This is a genomic window from Candidatus Nitrosocosmicus sp. R, from assembly GCF_054408505.1.
This window is the reverse complement of sequence record NZ_CP167090.1, coordinates 1,857,273-1,875,612: the sequence shown is the minus strand read 5'-3', so window position 1 is coordinate 1,875,612 and position 18,340 is coordinate 1,857,273. Positions and strand designations below refer to the sequence as shown.

20 protein-coding genes are annotated in these 18,340 nt (G+C 34.0%); 8 read left to right on the top strand and 12 right to left on the bottom strand.

Annotated elements, in window-relative coordinates:
- Positions 1-41 precede the first annotated feature (41 nt).
- On the bottom strand, positions 42-845 hold the full coding sequence (locus tag AAGU22_RS09675) for an amidohydrolase family protein (RefSeq protein WP_458718907.1): 804 nt from the start codon (positions 843-845) through the stop codon (positions 42-44).
- Positions 842-1,492, bottom strand: coding sequence for a GNAT family N-acetyltransferase (locus tag AAGU22_RS09670; protein WP_458718906.1), 651 nt, complete (start codon positions 1,490-1,492; stop codon positions 842-844). The genes AAGU22_RS09675 and AAGU22_RS09670 overlap by 4 nt, the downstream gene beginning before the upstream one ends.
- A 215-nt stretch (positions 1,493-1,707) precedes the next feature.
- Here AAGU22_RS09670 and AAGU22_RS09665 point away from each other — a divergent pair, with 215 nt between their 5' ends.
- Positions 1,708-2,106, top strand: coding sequence for a hypothetical protein (locus AAGU22_RS09665; protein WP_458718905.1), 399 nt, complete (start codon positions 1,708-1,710; stop codon positions 2,104-2,106).
- A 57-nt stretch (positions 2,107-2,163) separates the two neighbouring features.
- Here the strand turns inward: AAGU22_RS09665 and AAGU22_RS09660 are convergent, their stop codons facing one another.
- The 4 genes from AAGU22_RS09660 to AAGU22_RS09645 form a co-directional block, all read right to left on the bottom strand.
- Positions 2,164-2,607, bottom strand: a complete 444-nt coding sequence (locus AAGU22_RS09660; RefSeq protein WP_458718904.1) for a dUTPase — start codon at positions 2,605-2,607, stop codon at positions 2,164-2,166.
- Positions 2,608-2,770: 163 nt separating this feature from the next.
- Entirely contained in the window at positions 2,771-3,319 is a 549-nt protein-coding gene (locus tag AAGU22_RS09655) for a winged helix-turn-helix transcriptional regulator (protein ID WP_458718903.1), read from the bottom strand.
- Positions 3,316-3,738, bottom strand: a complete 423-nt coding sequence (locus tag AAGU22_RS09650) for a hypothetical protein (RefSeq protein ID WP_458718902.1) — start codon at positions 3,736-3,738, stop codon at positions 3,316-3,318. The genes AAGU22_RS09655 and AAGU22_RS09650 overlap by 4 nt, the downstream gene beginning before the upstream one ends.
- 279 nt (positions 3,739-4,017) lie before the next feature.
- Positions 4,018-4,656: a PH domain-containing protein gene (locus tag AAGU22_RS09645; RefSeq protein ID WP_458718901.1), complete on the bottom strand. Its 639-nt coding sequence runs from the start codon at positions 4,654-4,656 to the stop codon at positions 4,018-4,020.
- A 133-nt stretch (positions 4,657-4,789) separates the two neighbouring features.
- Here AAGU22_RS09645 and AAGU22_RS09640 point away from each other — a divergent pair, with 133 nt between their 5' ends.
- On the top strand, positions 4,790-6,325 hold the full coding sequence (locus AAGU22_RS09640) for a hypothetical protein (protein WP_458718900.1): 1,536 nt from the start codon (positions 4,790-4,792) through the stop codon (positions 6,323-6,325).
- Positions 6,326-6,416: 91 nt separating this feature from the next.
- Here AAGU22_RS09640 and AAGU22_RS09635 read toward each other — a convergent pair whose 3' ends face one another.
- The 3 genes from AAGU22_RS09635 to AAGU22_RS09625 form a co-directional block, all read right to left on the bottom strand.
- Positions 6,417-8,162, bottom strand: coding sequence for a vWA domain-containing protein (locus tag AAGU22_RS09635; RefSeq protein ID WP_458718899.1), 1,746 nt, complete (start codon positions 8,160-8,162; stop codon positions 6,417-6,419).
- Between the two features lie 5 nt (positions 8,163-8,167).
- Positions 8,168-9,907: an AAA family ATPase gene (locus AAGU22_RS09630; protein WP_458718898.1), complete on the bottom strand. Its 1,740-nt coding sequence runs from the start codon at positions 9,905-9,907 to the stop codon at positions 8,168-8,170.
- Between the two features lie 73 nt (positions 9,908-9,980).
- Entirely contained in the window at positions 9,981-10,427 is a 447-nt protein-coding gene (locus AAGU22_RS09625) for a hypothetical protein (RefSeq protein WP_458718897.1), read from the bottom strand.
- Between the two features lie 102 nt (positions 10,428-10,529).
- Here AAGU22_RS09625 and AAGU22_RS09620 point away from each other — a divergent pair, with 102 nt between their 5' ends.
- Together AAGU22_RS09620 and AAGU22_RS09615 are read left to right on the top strand one after the other, a co-directional pair.
- The gene (locus AAGU22_RS09620; protein ID WP_458718896.1) at positions 10,530-10,835 is read left to right on the top strand and encodes a hypothetical protein; all 306 of its coding nucleotides are present in this window, start codon (positions 10,530-10,532) and stop codon (positions 10,833-10,835) included.
- Positions 10,836-10,854: 19 nt separating this feature from the next.
- Positions 10,855-11,151 (top strand): hypothetical protein, encoded by a 297-nt coding sequence (locus tag AAGU22_RS09615; RefSeq protein ID WP_458718895.1) that lies wholly within the window; start codon positions 10,855-10,857, stop codon positions 11,149-11,151.
- A 299-nt stretch (positions 11,152-11,450) separates the two neighbouring features.
- Here AAGU22_RS09615 and AAGU22_RS09610 read toward each other — a convergent pair whose 3' ends face one another.
- From AAGU22_RS09610 to AAGU22_RS09600, 3 genes are all read right to left on the bottom strand, one after another.
- Positions 11,451-12,050 carry a hypothetical protein gene (locus tag AAGU22_RS09610; RefSeq protein ID WP_458718894.1) on the bottom strand — a complete coding sequence of 200 codons (600 nt, stop codon included), beginning with the start codon at positions 12,048-12,050 and terminating at the stop codon, positions 11,451-11,453.
- 475 nt (positions 12,051-12,525) lie between these two features.
- Positions 12,526-13,284, bottom strand: coding sequence for a metal ABC transporter ATP-binding protein (locus tag AAGU22_RS09605; RefSeq protein ID WP_458718893.1), 759 nt, complete (start codon positions 13,282-13,284; stop codon positions 12,526-12,528).
- A gap of 188 nt (positions 13,285-13,472) precedes the next feature.
- Positions 13,473-14,726, bottom strand: coding sequence for a S1C family serine protease (locus AAGU22_RS09600; RefSeq protein WP_458718892.1), 1,254 nt, complete (start codon positions 14,724-14,726; stop codon positions 13,473-13,475).
- A gap of 635 nt (positions 14,727-15,361) precedes the next feature.
- On the opposite strand from AAGU22_RS09600, the gene AAGU22_RS09595 reads away from it, so the two are divergent.
- From AAGU22_RS09595 to AAGU22_RS09580, 4 genes are all read left to right on the top strand, one after another.
- Positions 15,362-15,697, top strand: coding sequence for a hypothetical protein (locus AAGU22_RS09595; protein WP_458718891.1), 336 nt, complete (start codon positions 15,362-15,364; stop codon positions 15,695-15,697).
- Positions 15,698-15,703: 6 nt separating this feature from the next.
- A complete protein-coding gene (locus AAGU22_RS09590; RefSeq protein WP_458718890.1) occupies positions 15,704-15,943 on the top strand; it encodes a hypothetical protein in 240 nt (79 codons plus the stop codon).
- Positions 15,944-16,252: 309 nt separating this feature from the next.
- Entirely contained in the window at positions 16,253-16,588 is a 336-nt protein-coding gene (locus tag AAGU22_RS09585) for a thioredoxin family protein (RefSeq protein WP_458718889.1), read from the top strand.
- Positions 16,589-16,749: 161 nt separating this feature from the next.
- Positions 16,750-18,321 (top strand): ribulose-phosphate 3-epimerase, encoded by a 1,572-nt coding sequence (locus AAGU22_RS09580; protein ID WP_458721771.1) that lies wholly within the window; start codon positions 16,750-16,752, stop codon positions 18,319-18,321.
- Positions 18,322-18,340: the final 19 nt, after the last annotated feature.

Here is an 18,340-nt window from a genome sequence, read left to right as displayed (position 1 = left end):
TTAGTGGTGGTATCGCCGTCCTCAATGGACAGCATCCCAGATCATAGTTTAAACAACCTTTGTGAATTTTTGAACATGATCAAATCTCGTTCCTGTTGATTAAGGTCTAATTTTGATACAAAATTTAAATAAGATTTCATACTAGAGATGGGCCAATCAGTTCCATATAGCAGATATTTTGGCTCTCCAGCATAGTTGAGAAAATCAGTAATCTTGCCTACTAGGTATTTCTCATAAAACTCCGTAAAGTCCCCCAAAACCAATCCAGATATATCCGCATAAACATTTTTGTTTTTATAAATTATTTCTTGACAGTCTAAAAACCACGGATTTCCCAAGTGACAAATAATGATCTTTAATTCCGGGTTATCAACTGCAACATCATCAACATTTATCGGATGAGCAAATCTGACTTTCCCTTTGGGTGTATATGTATCTCCGGTATGTATCATTAAAGGTACATCATACTCTATGCATAAATCAATAACTTTCTGATACTTTGGATCGTACGGATAGTAATGTTCGTATCCTGGATAAATTTTCAAACCTTTTATTTTACCATTTTTAAGATACTCTTCATATTCTTTAATACTACTTTCATCATGATTGCTAATTGAGTATCCCGCTACCACTTTTATTTTTTCATGTTTTTCGACGGAAGATAATATTTCTCCTGTAGAGGGTCTTTCTTCATTGATTGTATACGATGAAATAATTATAGCCTGGTCTACCTTGTTTGACTGCATTGTGTTTGAGAGTGATTCTATTCTCTCTTTGAGTGGTAAATTTTTTAAACTTTCGTAGCCATTTACGTGTACATGGCAATCTATGATGGTTTGAGTCACTTTTTATAATAAGGATTTATCCATTCAATAAATGTTGCATAGTTTAGGGATCTAGAATCCTTGATATAATTTGAAAGTATTTTTATGAATTTAAAATCATTTTTCAATTGAAAGGTCAACACCTGATCGGAAATCTGTCCATTTATAACATGTTGAACATATTCTTCTGGGGAGAATTTTTCCGCATAATTACAATAGTTTATCAACCTACCGCCTGCTATGATTCGCCTTAAATTGTATTTTATGACCAGATCCTTTCTTGCATTGTACAGTAAAGTTGCTATTCCCAATCGACGAAAATCCGGATGAACAGAAATGTCTGCACCATACAATGAATCGCCACTTGGGTCATGAGTGGTAAATAGACTATTGCCTGTCACCTGACTAAATGTATGAACTTCGTAATCGGATGGTAACTTTACTATTAAACTACTAGATGAACCTATAATTTTGTTCTTAATTTCAACACAAAATTGACCTTCTGGAAATATTTCCACGTGACTTTGAAGATGCCTTTTTCCCCAAACACTACCTTCTTCTAACATGGATGGAAAAGATTCCTTTTGCAATTCAATTATTTTGGGAATATCTTGAAAAGTCACATTCTTTATAACGATATCTTGGTCCGGTATATTGGAATATTGCATGCCCTCTATACAATATATACTCGTATCTCATGTCATATTAAGATTGGTAAAAGCTATTGCGATAGAGAAAAAAAATAAGTAAATTAATATCTTCGTAGAATTGAGGATTAAATCTGAATTATTTTCTAGCGACTGGCTATAGTAAATAGAGAAATCTTTAAACCCTAATAAATTATGAAAAGTTTTATTAAATAATAATCTGTAATTATGAATTATTGAAAGATGGTCTCTATTTTGATGAAGAATCTGAACTCATGCAAAATGAAATTCCTCAAAGTAATTCGTGCGTGATCAAAATATCTTTTTGTTTGGATTTTGACATCGGCCAAAGTTATGTAACTTCAAAAATAGAAGACAGGGATGGCAATATTAGAAAACTAAATATCCAACCCGGTATTCGGGGTATTAAACTGCAAGGTGACCTTATCAGAGTCAAAAACAAGGATGCAAAGCTACCCACCCATGCTTATGTCCGAACCATACTAAAAGAAGGGAAAACCTTGGTGAGGAAATTACCTATTATAGGAACAAGCGATTGGCTATTAATATTTGAGGAGGATCTTTTTGTTTTGGCAGTCAAGGATCAATATGACGAAATAGAAATTCTAGGATAATCCCTAAGAAAGATTGGCAAATTTGATATGATTTGAGTAGTGGGGTAGTTATTGTTCTTAGTAACCTCTTAACTGTCTTCCAGTATTCTCTTTGTTTTTTTCCATGTATTTTGATATCAGTGTTTGTGGTTCAAAGCCGGCCTCAATTGATAGTTGTATTAAAAAATGCCACAAATCTATGATTTCCTCTTGAAGTTTTTCTTTATCTACTGTTTTATCTTCCTTCCACCATTTCCAATTAGTTTCCCTCTGAAGTTCTATGGCTTCGTGCACCAAGGCAGACGAAATCATAAATATTTTGTATCCTGAAAATGGTTCTTTCATCTCGTACAATTTCTTCATTTTATTTTCAGGGTTATTATCTAAAGGAATATTTTCAGAACTTTTAATTTTTGTACTGTTATAATCTTGAGTTATCAAGGAGTTTTGCATCTCAAAAAGATACTCTAATTTGTCTTTGATTTCACGGTTCTTATCTGGTCCATCATCTAAGTGGTTCATATTGGTAAGTATAAAGCAAAGTGAAGTAAAGATATTACTGTTGTTTTTTTTCTTAATGTCCACAAGTTGTAGTCAATGATTTTTGCTTAGTATCTTTTTGTATCGTATCCTTCCTGGAAAAGAGGTTAGGAATGGTTTTAGCGCTAGATAATAATAATGTTTTTTATAACTCGTCTATAATTGATATGTAGTTATCAATGCTTCTATCAAGTAAAGTTTTGTTATATTGACCAACAAGTTCCTTAACCAGTCCTTTATTAAGAAGATAAAATAATGAAACCTCTTTACCTCTTTTTCTTCCAACTATATTTGAATCAACTAACCTTTTAAGATTCCATGAAGTAGTAGACGGTGCTTTATTGATATGCTTTACAATCTCATTAAAGGGTACGTCTTCGGTATCATTTAACATCATGATTATACCTTTAGTGGTTTTTATTTTCAGGTAATTTAGTATGAGAGTTTCATCCGACGGTGTCGAGGCCGGAAAGTATCTGGTAATATTGCTATTTTCTGTTCGGCCGATTTTGATTATTGACCTTTTTTCAAGTATTGATAGGTGATGAGATAAGGTGCCATTATTAAGATTTGTTATTCTAAGAATATCTCTGTACCTAATCCCTGGAAAGGAGTTGATAATTTTGAGTATTGTACTTCTGTTATTTCCAATTGACTCTGTTTGGTTCTCATTAATTATCGTGCTCGGATTCATTTTCTTTCCAACCTCAATACCCCTGCAGCAAACAATACTAACATCAATAATAACAATACATGTTGAAATTCTACCTCTATTAAAGGTATGTAGAATGTTCCCAAAACACGACTTGACTGTAATAAATACAGAAATTCTATAATTAACAAAAATCCAAAACTAAGGCCTGTCAAGAGTATTTTTTTACTTTTTGTCTTCTTGAAGGAGACAAACGAAATCGTAGTTAGGAAAAGGGCCACGTCAAAACTAATTATGTGAATGAGGATGTGATAAATCATGGAAGGGTGATAAAGGTGCGGAATAACAAAGGGGTATATGGCTACACTTGCAACCACTATTGACAAAAATAAAAATAAACTAATCTTGTTGCTTAAAAAATGTGCAAGAGTTTCTTTAAAATCTTTGTCTCTTTTAAGCAATTTATAAGATTATACTCAAATGTGCCTTAAAAGGCCATTGGTACAAAGATAAAACAACAAAACCAAAGGTTCTTTCCTATCTATTGATTTGCGAATTTCTTACCAAGCAAAATAGATATTAAGCAAAAAAGTTTTTGTAATTGTTTTTTGGTCATGCCTTGGCTTCTTAATTTATTGCATTTTCTCTGTAAAATTGATAGAAGTTAAAACAAAGACAAGGTTCCTTATGTTTTACCTTATCATATCTATCTAACTATGTTTTACTTTAGTTGCATGAATCTACTCCTTTCCGATGATCTTTTCCTTCATCCTTTTGAATTCTTCCTCTGAGATTACACCCCTATCCTTCAAGTCCGCAATCTTCTTTAGTTCATCAGCGTGAGATATTTGACTCTGACTCTGGTGTTGGGGAATTTGGCTTACATTGTTAGTACGAGTTGAGGGGTAAGTGGGGGACCTTATTTGTGTAATTCCGTTACGTATCACCTCTATCAAATCTTCTGCCTTTTTCTTGGGAATAGCATCGATAACCCCATTTTCTCCATGTTCATCTGTTTCTAATCTCTTTATCCATGGCATCCTCCCAGGAATATTGGGGTTAAACAATCCTGGAGCATTAAAGATTACCGAAGCCGAAAGCAGGCCTTTTTCTATTTTGGCGTTTGTAATAACATTGTAAGGAATATCAATTATGTCTTGTTTTAGTCCAAGCATACTTGGATCTCTCAAAATGATTCTTCTATCAGTTGCATAAACCACATTGGGTGAAAGTTGAGACCCACCAGGCTTAAATCTTGATTGTCTGGCAACTACCAATACCTTTTCATCCGGATTTAACATCTCTGCAATTTTTTTTATTTCATCTATCTCATCTTCATCAGTTATATCTGTATTAAAATGATTTTTCTTAACTGACACAGTTATCTCTCATCCTCCTGATTTCCAATCTTCATCCTTCTTTTTATTTATCTGCATATTTTAAATAGTTGTAATTTCTTATTATTGTTTCCTACGGAAAAATATTTTATATGTGTTAATTCAATACCCTTTGATGAACAAGAGTAAAAATGTAATTATTTTTTCATCATCTCTTTTAGTTTTGACATTTGCGATTTCATTATTTGGCACTATGTTCAATACGAATATGCTGAACGGTAATAATGGTAATAACTCGAATTTGGTTTTTGCACAAGAATCTATAGCAGCATTAGCAAATTCCGTTTCTGACAACAACAATAGCATAATTTTCAATAACTATGAAAATAGTGAGGTTGGCGTTTCTTTAAAATACCCTTCTAGCTTCTTAATTGACGAAAGTAATTCTAATGATACCGTAAAACAGATAAGCTTTTTCCCAGCTTATGTTGATGATTCAGGATTATCTCCAGAGACATTTATTTCATGGTTTAATGTTTACGTTCAAACCTTTTATCCTCCTATTTTTTATTCTCCTGATAATATAAGTGCCTATTTGGAAGATTGTACCGATGCTGTACAAGGAGAAGATCAAGATATTACTATAGTCGAAGCTTCAACTGATTCATTGTTAGCAGGTCATCCAGCTTATAAATTGGTAACAAGAAGTTATTCTGGTAATGAAACAATTGACAATGTTGAATATGGGATGATAGTTGACAATAAACTATATTCAATAAGCTACGAGGTAAATACTTCTGACTATGAGAATTCTCTCCCAATAACTAACAAAATGATTTATTCTTTCAAGATTGATGCAGACAATCTTATAGACTCTCTAAAAGTACTTACCAATTCGACAGGACTAGCAATGCTCAAAGATAAAGTACCTGTGTTGCAAGGGTTATTGTCTACTTTGAATTTAAGCAATTTTACAGATAATTCTTCAGGGTTGTTTAATAAGTCAGAGCTAAATAACTCACCTGAAAATATGCTAGAAAATCTCTTAAATTCCTCTTCTGGAAATATTTTAAACATGTCTTCCATAATGAAATCAATCCCGCCTATTAATCTACAAACCATTTGCAGCATCCAACTTCTATCAGATCTCTGTAGTGGAGGATCTTTTTCTCATCCCTCTTTTGACATGGGTAATTCTCTACCAAATAATGAGAGTTCAATTTCTGACCTTGCCAAAATGCTTAATTTCTCAAAGAATTCAAATAGTGAATTTAACCTCTCAAAATTTAAGGAGTTGTTGGGTCCATTTGCGATGCTATCCTCTCTTTCTCCTTCTCAGTCAAATTCGCCGTTCTCTTCTCTAGAGTCACCATCCTCCCTCTCTTCCTCATTTAGCAACTTGCCATTATCCTCTTTTTTTCCATCCAATGAATCTGGTACCTCCTTTTTAAACCAAGTGTTTTTAAACGAAAGTAACAATGGCACCGCATCTAACGATACCACAATTTTTAACCCTTTTGAAGCCTTATTTGGTGGTGTTGTTAGTAGTAGTAATAGTAGCGGTGAGGAAAATGACACCGATTTTGGTTTTTATAATAACGGTTCATTTGGAAATGACTCCTCAAGCTCTTTTATGATGCCTGATTTACAAAAGAACGAAACAGTTGATATTTTAAAAATGTTGGAACTTTTGCAGGGTGGCGGTAATTAACAAAAGACAGTTAAAAAATACCATATAGGGGATTATTTTTTTGATTTTGCTTTACTACTCTGGTTGTAGAGAACTAAGTAAACAATCCTATCTATTTTCTTATCATTTTCTTTTTGTTTGATAAATAGTCATTAATAAGAACTCTGTCAATTTCTTTAGGATTAATATATATCGATTTACCGTCAACTGATTTAGCCAATTCGTTTACAAAGTCAAGTAGGGTATCCTCCTCGCTAACCATTATTGTATCAAGATCTATACCATCTTTTTTTAGTTTCTTTGCTTCTTTAATTGTCTGTTCTCCGATATACTGGTCAATCTGCCTATACCTATAGCACAGGTAGACTGTTTGTTTATCATGAATATCAAATTTTATTCTATTATTCTCTGAATTCTGAGAGCCTATTCTATCCTTATCAGGAATATAAAAATGTGAATATGGTCTTTGTTTCATTATCTTATCCTTCTCGTTCTTGCTATCTATAAAACATGCACTGGGATGGCCGTCTGTTATCATTACAATCCTTTTGTTTTTAGCGCCATCTTTCTTCAAAATCCTTTTTGCATATCTATATGCTGCTTGATAGTTGGTATAGTGTAGAAAATCTGCATTAGGTTCAAATGTTTTTAAAAAAGGAATATCCATCGGATCAATTCGTGAGGCTATGGACCCAAAACCGATCGTATGGATAGAATCTAGAGGGAAAAATTTCTTGTTTAATATAAACAAACTCCACAATGCACGCTTTGAAGCTTCTATCCTACTAAGATCATTGTACATCGATGAATATTTCATTGTTGAGCTCAAGTCAATACAATAAACAGTAGCTACTTGAATTTCTTCTAGATTATCATAAATCTCTATATCTTCATATGAGATGTCCAATGGAAACTCAATTCTGTTATGAAGGTCATCATTAATCTGGCGATGATCCTCGTAGTATCTTTCTACAAAATTCCTTATTGTCGAGTTGATATTGATGTTGGATATATCATTTCCGTACTCATACTTTTTGGATGTTTCCTGGACCATGCTTCCATAACCTGCAAATTTTGTTTCGTGCATCCCTATTTTGTCTGTCTTTAAAGACTTTATGATCTCCGTAAGTATCTGTTGACCTATTTTTAGAAACCCTTTCTTGTTTAACCATTTATCTGAATCAACTAGATAACCTTTCTTAATCAATTCAGTAACAATTGGAAGATTGTTATCTGAAAATGTATGCTCATTAAAATTAAAATTTAATCTATAGTTTCTCTGACTGATGGTGGTGACTGATCCAGTTGATTCATCCTGTTTTCTTAAATAATGTGCTCTATCCCGCTCCCTGCTATCGTATTCTTGACTTGTTGAATTGGGGTTATTAGACCTAGATAAATGGTCTTGAACCTTTGCATTTTCATCAGCAATCTTTCTCTTTTGTAGTTCAACAAAATAATCTTGAAGATATGATTCCAGTTCTTGAAGAGAGGGAGGACTATCTTTAATGGCTTTGTTGCCTATCGCTTTTAATATATCTGGAAAAAACTGCCTCAACAAGTTGTTTCTGGCTCGAATTCTTTCCTGGTCAGAAGAGGATTGCTGTTGTTCTTGTTGGGAATTATGATTCTGGCGGTTTCCTAAATTTTTTTTTGCTCTGTTATTGTCCTCATCATCCCCGTCGTCATAATTTACAAAGGGCCTTGAAAAATAGATAATTCTTTTCTCATGCACGACTGCATTGTTTTGACCCATTTGATCTTTGTATCTATTACTTTGGTCACTAACCTTTGTATTGTTGTTACTATTATCAGTACGAATTCTGTTACTATTGAGCTTGTCTTCTGATCCTTTCAATTTGTTTATTCTCTAGTCTCGAACTTATCTTCCCTCTTATCCAGAATTGGTGGGGAACTAAACCTTAAATATTCAAAGAGTAACTCCGATGATGCTGCTAAAAGTTCTTCGTTATTGTTTTCCGTGTCATTCCATGCATCTCCAAACTGGATATATTGAAGATTCTTGCTAATCTCGTTTTGACGGGCCTTTTGAACAAAGTGATCTTGTTCTTGTCTTATTTTAGCAATTACGCCTTTTAATGTCTTAAATATCACTGGAAGATGTCTCAACTGATCCCTATATAAGTACGAAGTAGTCATTTTTTCTTTTTCCAAATTCGTTCCTTTTTCCCCATATACAAATTGGGCTGCTGTTGCGTGTTGATATTGATTTTGAACTACAATAAATGATTTGTTTCTAAACTCATTCTTAATGGATACTAGTTCTTGGGGGTTGAAAAATTCATTAAAAAAATGCAAACATATCTCTTGAATGACTTCATTGATTACATTATTTAGAAATAGTGTCTTATTTTCTGTCGTATCTTCTATTTCATCTAGTTCAAACTTTGAAGATTGGAATATACATTGCAGATCTGAGAATCTTGGTATTGTTTTGACGTTATTTACCAGAGACCTAGCCCTCTCTACCTCACCGATGACTGCTTCAAGGGAATGAATGGTTGACCGTACACTCACTCCTCTGTCGCTATTGATATCGGGATGGTTTCTAATCTTTTGGAAAATCCTGGTGATTGTTTTTAGCATGAAGATTGGCAAAAATGTTTGATCTCTATTTAACATGTCCATTTCCTGTACCAAAATTAAGGTTTCATCATCAATTGAATTGGGATAGTGTGTCTCGATATGGCTCTTTAAACGATCTGCTAATGGTTCTATTATCTTTCCAGAATGCGTATAATCTATGGGATTTGCAGTAGCAATGATTTTTACATCCGGCTTGAAAAATACTGGGTAAGCGCCTGTGGTAAATCTTCCCTCCTGTAGCACGCTAAGCAACGTTACTTGTTTCCGGGGATCTAGAACTGGTAACTCGTCAAGACATAAAATCCCATATCTGGCTTGAAGTAAATATCCAGGAGAATATGAATCTATATCAAAAACTTCAATACCTTTTTTTATGATTTTAACAACATCAATCTGACCCACTAGATCCTTAACAGAGATGTCTGGGGTTGCCAGTATGTATCTGTACCTTTGTTTACCGTCTAACCATTTTATTTTGGTGTCTAAACCATTATTCTTGATTATTTCCTCGCAGTCCTTTGAAACATAAAATTCTGGAAGCATCTTATCAACTGCATTTCCGTTTAACAAATCGACAAGATGGGTATAGGGCATTTCGGTTGGAATATCATTTGTTAAAGTTCCTTCCACTATGGGAATAGGTGACAAAAGGTTCTCTGAAATTAGTTCAGCAAGTTTGGTTTTTCCTTGGCCAATGTGGCCTACAAGCAAAATGTCATGTCCCGCCAAGAGTGCTCTCTTTATGGCTGGGATAACTGTATTATCAAACCCAATAATCCCTACGAATGGATTTTCATTATTCTTGATTTTAGCAATGAGGTTCTGTCTTAATTGATTCTTAACTGGTTGATACTTGTAATTGATTTCTAAAAAATCTCTTAGCGTCTTTATATCCTTGTAGTTATGTGGCACTCCGAAAAAAGTGGCCTGCTTAAACGTGGGTGATGTAGCATAAGAGGTTTTAACCAATTTTAGAATAGAATCTGCGCGAGACAATCTTTGTGTGAAATTAGTTCCCATTTATTTAAAAATCTATGCAAATAGCTGAAATTCTTAAATTTCAAATCGGTTAGTTAATGGGGCCATTTTTCTTCCAAGACCAAATTTTTTTGTATCTTATATACCAAAGTACAAGTATTATGAAACCTATTATGATTCCAAATAGGGAGTATACGTACAAATTTGTCACTAAAAAGCAATATTTTCGGAGTTCATAGGACTGCTGCATCAACGCCTCTTGAGACTGGCTATTGGCATCCTTTTGCTGCAGCTGCTCATCTCCTCGTTGCTGTTGCTGCTTCACCTCTGCTCCTTGATTTATGAAATTACTATTATTACCAACTTCTTTATTTTCGTTAGAACTATTGCTAAATATGGGTGAAGAATTGATTTGAACAATACAATTACTTCCTTCAATGTTTAGTATTATTGCAAAAACTGAAAATATACAAATTAATAGTGTAGAAATTTTTAGATAGTTGTCTTTCTTGATAAGGTAGTACGCCCTCCAAACCAATGATTTTTTTAAAATCTTATCCTATAAAAATCAAAATGTCATAACATAAGGCCCTGTTAACTTAACGATAAATCTTTAGCTTAAAGACGCTCTATTTCTGTTATGTTAAGTAAAAGAAAGAGAACATCTTCAGAGCATATTTACTATGGTCTGTATTTGTACTTTCTAGGCTTATCGCTTAGAAATACTGCCAAGGCATTGTCCTTTTTACATATTATCAATAGAAGTCACGTTGCAATTTGGAATTGGATTCAAAGGTATAAACCTCGAAAGGTTTCAACAAGAAGAACAAAAATATCAGAATACCTCATTGATGAGACATTAATAAAAGTCGGCTCAGAATACTCCTGGTTATGGGCAGCAATCGAACCAGAAAATAGGCAAATTCTCGCACTCTTTCTTAGCTAATAAATCCAAGGAGAGGAACATGCTTATCGCAGAGAGATTTATTTCAGGTCTGATCAAGATTCACGGAAAACATGTCGTATCAACAGACGGTGGAACCTGGTACCCAATGGCTTGTAGATTCCTAAAACTAAAACACCATATCAATTCTTCGTTTGAGAAAAGTCTGATTGAAAGAACTATGCAGTACATCAAGGATCGAACTGAAGGATTTGACGATTACTTTCCATGTAGTAAAGAGAAGTGTAAACTAGACCATGTCAAAAACTGGTTGAATCTATTTGTAAAAATACACAACAAGGAGGTGCCAAACGCCTAAGTTAACAGCGCCTAACATAACTAACGAGTATCTAATAATCCAAAATTTTTTGCTCCTAATATCTTTGATAAAAGATCAGCAATGGTCATGAAAGGATAATAATCTCAGTTGACCTCCTACTATATGGTTTTGAATTGTCTTTCTAATGATTTGAAACAGTCATATGTCAATGAGGGGGAGGGAGGAATATGGCTGCAGTGCGAGTCCATAAATTGCTATTAATAGAAATTTTTACTGGTATGATGTCTTTGCATTGATTGGAGGAATGTAAATAATATCATTATTTCTACAACAATGTATCAGGAATTAAGGAATACCTTCGCCACGGTTGTGTTAGGCGTACTTGATATATCCACCTTAACTTTACCCAAATTTTCGAATATAAGTATGAGGAATTCCTTGATAAAAAGAGACCACATTTCTCCTAATTTATGCTGTATAACGTAAACGTGTTTTCCATCTTCTTCGATTCTGTGATCTGAATTTATTCCTATTACCTTCATATACTGTTCGAGTACCTCTAAGACCGAAAAGAGATTATAATTTTTCTTTATGAGGAGCACAGAATCCTTTAAAAAGTTGAAGGCTATTTGTGAAAGTTCTTTTACTAATGACTCCTTAAATTTTAAGATATCTTCAATTCCATTTTCAGAACCTGTTCTGATTACATGATCCATCACACTTGACAGTATTATCTTGGGTATTGGAATCATTCCAATTTTATTCTCGTATCTCTCCCAGTTGGAGTATCTCCGTAGAATCTGATTAATAAGTACATTCAAAGATGTTTCCCTGTAATCAGCTTCAAATTGTAATTCTTCTATAACTGAGCTTTCGAGCCTAAATGTGATGCTTCTCGTCTTGCTTGGTTTATTCTCATACGCTTCGTTCTCTTTCAATTCTATTGTAAATCCTTATATGATAAATGTAAAATTGTTATTATGTCTTTTATCATGGTCCCTAGACAGAATTAGCCAGCGGTGTTATCATCTTCAGCCTGACGAACAAATACCGTTTTATGAGCATCAATTAAAAAGACTAATTATTCTTCTATTAATTATGAAAAATTCTGATTATTGACTTAATTGTTTCAGCTCGTCTTAAAATATCAATTTATTGAATTCCTTGATTATTATAAAGCTTTTCAATGCAAATCGGTAATTCCTGATCGCAAAAACTAACGATGTACTTTTTCTTTATCATGGTTATGAATCTGATTAAATTCTATGTTACTTTCAAATAAAGTAAATAAAAGTTTTAAAAAACTACTTGCGTGAAAGCCACTATGCAGACAAGTTACGTCTTGTCCCTTTTTCCTTCTTCCTTTGTCCTCAAAATGTCATTCCAAAAAAAGTAAAGCTAAGAATGAAATGATTAGTGAGAATGGCTTTTTATGTGGATGTGCATTGATGATTCTGCAAATGTCTTGAGGTTGCTTTCATTACTAAAAAAGTCTTCTGAAATCCCATGAAAAAAAAGTTTCCGATAAAGACAAGCCACTTTATTAGAAAGCAAACTCACCGCATCTAGATCATGTGAAGACCAAATAATGGTAATTTTTCTTTCCTTGTTCAGTTTTGTCAAAAGTTTGTAAAATAATTTCAATACAGCTGCATCTATAGCTGTATCGGGTTCGTCTAATATTAGTAATTCTGGATCGTGGATAAGTGCTTTAGTTATCATGACCCTTTGTTGTTGTCCCCCCGACAGATCGCCTATTCTTTTATTAAGATATTCCGTTATACCTGTCAATTCTATCAATTCTTTAACTTTTTTTTCATCAAAAGAATTCCCCCCGACAGAACCTAATTGTATTATTTCGTTTACTGTAGCAGGAAACCTGGGATCAAAACTGTTTGACTGAGGGATGTATCCAATCTTTTTATAAATCTCTTTTGCATGATTTCTTATATCTTTATCAAATAATCTTATATTGCCAGTATACTCTTTGTTCAACCCTAACAGACATTTAAATAGAGTAGTTTTACCTGCTCCATTTGGTCCAATAATACCTAAGAAATCTCCTCTATCTATTTCAAAGGATATATTATCTAAAATAACTTCGGAGCCGTTTCTGTAACTGACATTGTTTATTTTGACAAGAGGGGTTGAAGCCACTTTTTGCACAGACATATATCCATTGTAAATGAAAGAAATGAAGGTTTATAAATCTAAATCTAAACCTAAACTACCTTCCATCTAACGTATGCACTTCACATACAGAAAATCCATCCTTAAATTATTTAATTTTGATCAGGTCGTTCCCAAACAAGATGATTAGTATGTAAGCTCAAAGTTAAAGTAGTTATTTATCTATTATATCATAATCCAGGGATGTTAAAATTAGGTAAATCTGGGAGTTTAAATTCTGGAAGTGGTGGTAGTTTGAAATTTGGGAACGGGGTATAGGGTTGGGGGTTGTCATAATTGGGTTCCGATTGTGATTGAATCTCTTGCAAAGGCAAATTCGGTCTGGCCTCTAAAGTCGCGACAAGGTTTATTGTTTGTCCATTACGGTTAACGGTCAAATCCACTTTGTCTCCTACCTTCTTGTTAATGTCTAAATAGGAAATTATATCGTCAATTCTTGAAACAGGATTACTGTCTATTGCAATTATAATATCCTTATCTAGTATTTGTTGTTCACCAAATCTGTTTCCTTGAATTAACATTCCTTTCAAACCTGCTTTGTCCGCAGGTCCATCTTGCACAACATCCTCAATTAATACACCTTTGTAATTAAGAGGTAATCCAAACATTTCAGCTAAAGTGGGTGATAACTTTGATCCTGATATGCCTAACCAGGGATGCTGGTAAGTACCTGTTTTTATTAAAGGAGGTATTATTCTAATGATATCGTTTGAAGGAATTGCAAATCCCACTCCCGTGTAAGTTCCTGTATTTGAAAATATCGCAGTATTCATGCCTACAACTTTACCATCAAGGTCTATCAGGGGTCCTCCTGAATTGCCGGGATTAATAGCAGCATCTGTCTGAATTACATTGGGAATTGAGTAACCCAAGTCTGAGTTTGGCAATAATCTACCGATTTGACTAACAATACCAAATGTTAGAGTATTATCGAGCCCATATGGGTTACCAATAGCCAACACCGGATCGCCAACTTTTAAGGAAGAAGAGTTTGATAACGTTACTGGAATCAATTTTTCGTCCACCGGATTATCCAGTTTCAATATAGATATATCTCCATAAGGATCTACACCAACCACTTTAGCAGTATAGCTGTTACCATCGTTGAAAGTAACAATTATGTTAGTTGCCGAGCTTACAACATGATAGTTTGTTATTATGGTGCCCGATTTGTCGTAAACAAATCCGGAACCAAACTTCATTGCGTATGGACTATTACCCGTCGAATCGTAAGATCTATTAGAAGGATCTATAGGTTGATATTCTGTACTTATTTGAACCACAGAATCTTTTACTTTATTGAATATATCATTTAACAATGAGTTATTCCCATTGCCAAACAAACCTAGATGTTGTTCTAAGCTTTGACTTTGACCAAATGCTTGAGGAGAATGAATAACTGCCAAACTTGTAAAAACTATCATAATCAACCAGAAATATTTCATTTTGGACAAAAAAATCAATATGAGACTATAATCATGATTATATTTATATTCTATACCTCATGCGTGTTTCATTTCTAGAAGATTAGGTTGAAAATTTGATTTAATTCGTTATATTATGAATTCACAATATCTATTTGATTTTAAAATATTCTATCAACCAAAAGGGATCTCGTGCGATAACTTGATGATCTCACCTTATCTTAATCATGACAAATAACGAAGTACAAGACCTGCATTGATCAGTCGAAATTTAATATTAAAGGATTTATTAATTTGTAAAAGGTTTTCACACAAAAGGTCTCCTATCTTTTCAAAAATTCTTTATGATGATGAAAACAATTACCTTATTTCCATAGTCAAATATTTCTGATTCTCAAATTGTGAAGATATTTCTCCGGTTTACTTATTACAGTGTGACTTGAAAAAACTGAAAATAGTTGTTATATTTTGATATTCGAGTAAACCAGTCATAAAATCAACACAACTAATGGTATTTGAGTCTCTTGGTTAAAGTTTGAGTGGCATTTGAATTACTGAACATACTTTGTTCTTGAGGATTCATTTGGAGTATTTTGTAGAATGGGTTAAATAATTTATTTCTAACTTTTTGTAGGATGAAATATCTCTGGATAAATTCGTTAGTATTTTCAGCTCTTATGATTACCATTTCAAGTATCCTAGGAACCCCGCTGCATACAGAGAAGGCGTACTCTCAGGCCGTGGACTTGATAGAAATTAATAGTGGAAACCAAACCTTAGATAGCGGATTACCACAATTTTATGACTGCATTGATGAAAAAATAGATTCAAGCAAAGGGGATGACGAAGATTCATACTTTGAAAAGGAACCAACCAAACATGAAGTAAAAAGTTGTTATGATGAAATTCTTTTGGGAAGCGCACCACTGGATGATAATAGTGATGAAGATATCAAATTCGGAGGCGAATAATCTGCAATGATCATGAACCAAAATTTAAAAACTGCATTAAAAATATCATGTATTGTTTTCTCGGTATTGATATTGGCACAATTAATGGTCGTTGAACCAGCTGACGCTTTAACTAGGTATTTTAATTGTGTTACAAGAGCTGCCAACCATAATGGATCTTTCTCGGTCGATAATGCAGAAGCATGTTATAATAAAGTTTTCAAAGGCGCACTAGATAACGATGATTTCGGTAAACCAATAAGATAGCAAACAAGAAAAAGATAAAAGGTATTTGGATGATATGTTGCGTTTTTTAAGCTATCCATCTAATCCAGTACATTTCCAATCTTTTACTTTAATCAATTGGCATAAAATGAGAATGGCAAATATTGCAATAATGGCGTAAACATTTCTCTTTTTTAGTAGATGATTGTGATTTTCTGGTGCAAAATTTTTTAGTATATCAAAAGATAATCAGCTACTCTGAATCAGCCAAACAACCAACCGTAATTAGAAAGACAACTACCCAGGTCATTTTTGCAAATATTTTTTACCATACATCTACAAAATTACAATATGAAAGACTTTAACCAGGCCGAACTTGACTCTGCCACGAGTGGTGAAAATTCCTTAATTTTGTTTTATGCTGATTGGTGCTATTATTGTAAAAGTTTCATACCTATATTTGAAAATTCAGTTAAAACCTTGAGCGATAATAATATTCTTTTTGGTACTGTAAAAATAAACGAGGATGAAAACCCATTGTGGGATAAATATGGTATCAACGCAGTACCGACCTTAATCGCTTTCTCTAAAAATACAATAAAGGATCGTAGAGATGCCAAAATGGGAATAGGGCTTACGAAGAGAGATATGGAATCGATTTTGTCTAGTATTGGAACACAAATGTAAAATCGTTTTCTATACGAAGCTACCTTTTTATTTATTTGACATTTGAAAACTATTATACGGAGATGTTTGAAATGGAGTGGTGGGCATGCCAAGGATGAAGAGTTTGATGATAATATGTACAAGATAAATAGGTATTTGAAATTAAAGGAAAAACTTAAAGAATTACGTATATAGCCTTAACTGGCATCGCAGAAGCAGGATCTGGACATCCTGGAGCATCTTTTTCAGCTGCAGAGATTATGGGCTGTCTTTATTTTCAGATAATGAATAATGATATTAAACATCCCTCTAATCCTAATCGAGACTATTTCATCAATTCAAAGGCTCATTCGGCACCTGGATATTATGCTACTTTATCCCTAGCTGGATCTTTCCCAAAGGAAGAAATCAAGACTTTACGAAAATTGAATTCACGTTTACAAGGCCATCCTGTAAGATATAGCGAAATGCAAAAGCATCACAGTGTGCCGGGAATTGAATATTCTGGGGGGTCTGAAGGTATAGGTCTTTCTGTCTCAATTGGTATATGCCTATCTAATAAGCTTGACAAGCGAGACAATATGGTGTACTGTCTCCTGGGTGATGGCGAGACTAACGAAGGTCAGATATGGGAAGCGTCAATGGCTGCTGCTAAATTCAAACTTAATAACCTTATTGCCATATTGGATAGAAATAAGATTCAGCAAGATGGATTTACCGAAGAGATTATGCCAATTGACCCTATCAAAGAAAAATGGCTTTCCTTTAACTGGGAAGTGGTTGAAATTAATGGTCATAAGATTGAACAGCTGATTCCTGAGCTTTTAAAAAGGCCTGTCGATAAGCCCAAAATAATAATAGCAAATACGGTGAAAGGGAACGGGATAAAACATATGGCTAACAATCCTCAGTGGCATGGGAAGGCCCCTTCAAAGAAACACTTACCGTTGTTAATAAGGGAACTGGAAGGGGATTATATGATTTCTCCTTCTATTATAGCAGGAGCTGACGGAACCAGTGAGGAAAGTTTGAAACAGAAAATTGCAACAGCCGAGCGATATGGTGCAGATATGATACATTTAGATGTGATGGATGGAATATTTGTGCCAAACTCGACCTTCTTCTTTGATACTATCAAGAAATTACGTGATGGGACCAGATTGCCATTTGATGCTCATCTGATGATCGAAAAACCTGATTTAGTCTTGGATCGGTATATCGATGCCGGATGTGATGTTATAACTGTTCATGCAGAGGCTTGTAGTAACGAACAAGAATTTGAGAGGATCATTTCTAAACTAGTATCAAGTGGTGTTAGCCCTGGCCTAGCCATAAATCCTGGCACCGAAATTCCCGAATGGATTTTCTCCTACCTTGATAATCTTGATGTAATTATAATAATGTCTGTAAATCCTGGTTTTGCTGGTCAAAAATTCATTCCGGAAGTTTTACCTAAAATGAAAAAGGCTATCCCTTTACTAAGGGAGCGGGGATTTAAGGGCTATTTTGAGGCCGATGGTGGAATAGATTTGTCGACGATAACTGAGTGCTTTGATGCTGGTTGTAGAATATTTGTAATGGGAAATGCAATATTTGGTTACAGCGATGTTGACAAGAGAATTAGGGAAACTAGGTTTTTACTCGATTCCTACCTGGAAAAGAATTTGCTCGATCATTCCCGGGCATTAAATCTTGAAGAAGATTGGATTAAGGGTCGTAGGAACATAATAGAACAATTTAATTTATCGAAATAATTGAACACTAATGACGAGG

Coding starts and splice junctions, on each gene's coding strand:
- AAGU22_RS09605 (WP_458718893.1), bottom strand. CDS start 13,284: ATGTCTGTGCAAAAAGTGGCTTCAACCCCTCTTGTCAAAATAAACAAT.
- AAGU22_RS09640 (WP_458718900.1), top strand. CDS start 4,790: ATGAACAAGAGTAAAAATGTAATTATTTTTTCATCATCTCTTTTAGTT.
- AAGU22_RS09585 (WP_458718889.1), top strand. CDS start 16,253: ATGAAAGACTTTAACCAGGCCGAACTTGACTCTGCCACGAGTGGTGAA.
- AAGU22_RS09590 (WP_458718890.1), top strand. CDS start 15,704: ATGATCATGAACCAAAATTTAAAAACTGCATTAAAAATATCATGTATT.
- AAGU22_RS09615 (WP_458718895.1), top strand. CDS start 10,855: ATGCTTATCGCAGAGAGATTTATTTCAGGTCTGATCAAGATTCACGGA.
- AAGU22_RS09620 (WP_458718896.1), top strand. CDS start 10,530: ATGTTAAGTAAAAGAAAGAGAACATCTTCAGAGCATATTTACTATGGT.
- AAGU22_RS09655 (WP_458718903.1), bottom strand. CDS start 3,319: ATGAATCCGAGCACGATAATTAATGAGAACCAAACAGAGTCAATTGGA.
- AAGU22_RS09600 (WP_458718892.1), bottom strand. CDS start 14,726: ATGATAGTTTTTACAAGTTTGGCAGTTATTCATTCTCCTCAAGCATTT.
- AAGU22_RS09660 (WP_458718904.1), bottom strand. CDS start 2,607: ATGAACCACTTAGATGATGGACCAGATAAGAACCGTGAAATCAAAGAC.
- AAGU22_RS09670 (WP_458718906.1), bottom strand. CDS start 1,492: ATGCAATATTCCAATATACCGGACCAAGATATCGTTATAAAGAATGTG.
- AAGU22_RS09595 (WP_458718891.1), top strand. CDS start 15,362: ATGAAATATCTCTGGATAAATTCGTTAGTATTTTCAGCTCTTATGATT.